Origin of the sequence: Bartonella queenslandensis (assembly GCF_018155095.1) — a bacterium.
In the GTDB taxonomy this organism is placed as follows: Bacteria; Pseudomonadota; Alphaproteobacteria; order Rhizobiales; family Rhizobiaceae; genus Bartonella; species Bartonella queenslandensis_B.
Map to the genome: position 1 here is coordinate 1 of NZ_NAAI01000021.1, position 2,555 is coordinate 2,555.

Genomic DNA, 2,555 nt, shown 5'->3' on the forward strand with positions numbered 1-2,555 from the left:
TGGTTGAAGCGTTTTTTTACCCGCGAAAAGCTCACAGAGAGTGCCAAGGCTGGTATGGAACAAGCCGGCGAAGATCTGGCTAATCGGATTGTCGATGGCTTTATGTCGTCCATCTCACAATTGATGAATTATTGTAAATCGTTGCCTCACCGCATTAAGGGGTGGATTGGTTCCATTGATGTCAGAGAGTTTTTGCCAAGTTTTTTAGGAGGAAAAACAGCAATTCAGCCCATAGCACAATTTGCGGGGGCTGCTCCTGTAAATGCATCGGCGAGAGAACAAAGAGACAAAGACCGTTCTCCCATCACCCACAATCAAAATGTTACAGTGCATGTTAATGGGGCGCGTGATCCCATGGCCACTGGTCGTGCGGTTGCCCATGCTTTGCAACGGGCACGCGCTAATGCACTGCATGGCGGGACAGAGTAATGACACAATGAGGGGAGGGCGCAATGATAGGAGAGATGCAATGATAGGTTTCGAAAGAGATGACGTGCTGGAAGGGATACAATCAAGGGGAGGGCGTCTATGAGAGATCCTTTGCTGATGTTAGGTCCACATCTCTTTTATGTGGACTGGCTGAATTTCCAATCCTTTGAGGAAGAGTTTTCTGCCTCCTGGGTTTGCCTAGAGCGTTTTGGTGAGGCTCCTGGTTTGCAATTTACTGGCTATGGCAATGATCCCAAAACCATCCACGGGGTATTGTTTCCAGAAGAGTTTGGGGATCGTGTCGCTCTTGATGCCATCACCAGAACCATTCGTGCCGCCAAGCCCGTTCAGATGATCCGTTGGATGAGTGACAACGGCTATAGTGCCATTCTCCATGGATCTGTGGTGATCACCAGTGTCACGAAAGATCACGACTATATTAGTCGCTCTGGTCAATCGGGGCGCATTCGCTATGCCATTCGCTTGTTACCGTTTTTTGACGGCGGAAAACCACAAGGTCAATATCAGGTGGGACAATACCAAGGGAGATATGATCAATATTCCCAAGGGGAACAAACGCCATGAAGATACCAGAAAAGCATCTCGTGGTAGAGCTAGAGGATATGAGTCTTGATCTGATCTGCTTTCAACATGCTATGGCTGTGTTAGGGGATCGTTCACAAGTTGGAGCTCTCAAGGGTTATTGTGAGGCCACTTTACAAGCCAATCTAGGTATTGCGAGATGTGGTGCCCTATTGCCGCGGGGCTTAAAGGTCATTCTGCCTGAATTTGTTAGCCAAGAAAAGAACAGCGTGGTGAGAAGGCTATGGGATTAATGCGCACACATCCCTTTATTGAAGTAAGAGTTGGGGAAAAACTTGTCCATGAGGTTTTTTACCAGCGTCTTTTAACGGCAACCATTACGGACCATGCTGGCAATGAAGCCGATACATTTGAAGCAGAGTTTGATGATCGTGGCCATGATTTAGAGGTTCCTTCAAGCAACAGTGCGCTCCAAGTTACCTTTGGTTATCAAAACAGCATCCGTGCCTTTATGGGGCGTTTTGTTGTTGAGTCGGTGGTAAGTATTGGTGGGAGTGATGGAGAGATTTTGCGTCTTTGTGGCAAAAGCGCTTCGATGCAGAAAGAACTCAAAGAACAGGCGAGTGAACATTTTGACCATAAAACCATTGCTGAGATTGTCGAGACACTTGCCAAACGTCATGGCTATCAAGCAAAGGTCAGTCCCCAATTTACCAAACAAATTCTTCCTTATGTGGTGAGAACCGATCAGTCGGCGGTTGATTTTTTAACCCGTCTTGCCGATCGCATGCGGGTGCGTTTTTTAATTAAAGACCATAAGTTTTTATTTTTAAGCGGGGACAATTTACCAGCCCTCACCCTTCATAAACATGACTGTTCAAGCTGGGAATTCACCCTAGAGCCGCGCACGCAATACGGCACCATTGAAGCTTCTTATTTTGATCGCTCAACAGGGCAACAGTGCCAAGTCAAGCATCAAACGGGGTTTAGCGGTCCCGTACGCCGTCTGCGCAGTTGTTATCCATGTCAAGAAGAAGCACAGACTGCTGCTGCTTCCGAGTCGGATCGCTTATGCCGTGCTGTGGGCAGTGGTTCCTTAACTCTTGCGGGACGCCCTGAAATCATGGCGGATCAACCGCTCATCCTTCAAGGGTTCCGTGGGCAAATTAATGGACTATGGAAAGCCGCAACCGTTACCCACAGCTATGAAAAACAAAGCGGATACACAACAGAAATCACCTTTGAGGCACCAGAAAAGGGAAACAAAACAGAAGAAAAGGAAACCTCTTCAGTGACAGAAAATTAAAGGATCAATTTGATTCTTTGATTGGTGATGAAGAGTATTGAGACCAAAATCAAAAGTTCGCACTTTGGTGTGGAGGTAAGGAATAGGTGCAAGTTGCATCAATTGCGGGAGTCCAGCAATAGGGTAATGTTTACTCAATTCCTCAAACGCTCCTCTTTTTGATAATGTCCTTGAATAATGTGCTTAGGATACGGAAAAACTATTAGTCAATTTATGCTCAAAGAGGTGAACACATCTTATATACGCTGCTTCTCAAATAATATGATTCCAGCTCAAG

At 46.3% G+C, this 2,555-nt stretch carries 4 protein-coding genes and 1 pseudogene; 4 read left to right on the plus strand and 1 reads right to left on the minus strand.

Annotated features, from left to right (window positions below; genetic code table 11):
- From B5V81_RS08480 to B5V81_RS08495, 4 genes and pseudogenes are all read left to right on the plus strand, one after another.
- A pseudogene (locus B5V81_RS08480) lies at positions 1-429 on the plus strand (phage tail tape measure protein); the annotation flags it as partial.
- Positions 430-528: 99 nt separating this feature from the next.
- Complete coding sequence (locus tag B5V81_RS08485; RefSeq protein ID WP_212113085.1) at positions 529-1,014, plus strand: phage tail protein; 486 nt, start codon at positions 529-531, stop codon at positions 1,012-1,014.
- The gene (locus B5V81_RS08490) at positions 1,011-1,265 is read left to right on the plus strand and encodes a tail protein X (protein WP_212113086.1); all 255 of its coding nucleotides are present in this window, start codon (positions 1,011-1,013) and stop codon (positions 1,263-1,265) included. The genes B5V81_RS08485 and B5V81_RS08490 overlap by 4 nt, the downstream gene beginning before the upstream one ends.
- Positions 1,265-2,278: a phage late control D family protein gene (locus B5V81_RS08495; protein WP_212113089.1), complete on the plus strand. Its 1,014-nt coding sequence runs from the start codon at positions 1,265-1,267 to the stop codon at positions 2,276-2,278. The genes B5V81_RS08490 and B5V81_RS08495 overlap by 1 nt, the downstream gene beginning before the upstream one ends.
- Here B5V81_RS08495 and B5V81_RS08500 read toward each other — a convergent pair.
- On the minus strand, positions 2,261-2,416 hold the full coding sequence (locus B5V81_RS08500) for a hypothetical protein (protein WP_212113087.1): 156 nt from the start codon (positions 2,414-2,416) through the stop codon (positions 2,261-2,263). The genes B5V81_RS08495 and B5V81_RS08500 overlap by 18 nt on opposite strands.
- Between the last annotated feature and the right edge of the window lie 139 nt (positions 2,417-2,555).

Coding starts and splice junctions, on each gene's coding strand:
- B5V81_RS08490 (WP_212113086.1), top strand. CDS start 1,011: ATGAAGATACCAGAAAAGCATCTCGTGGTAGAGCTAGAGGATATGAGT.
- B5V81_RS08495 (WP_212113089.1), top strand. CDS start 1,265: ATGCGCACACATCCCTTTATTGAAGTAAGAGTTGGGGAAAAACTTGTC.
- B5V81_RS08485 (WP_212113085.1), top strand. CDS start 529: ATGAGAGATCCTTTGCTGATGTTAGGTCCACATCTCTTTTATGTGGAC.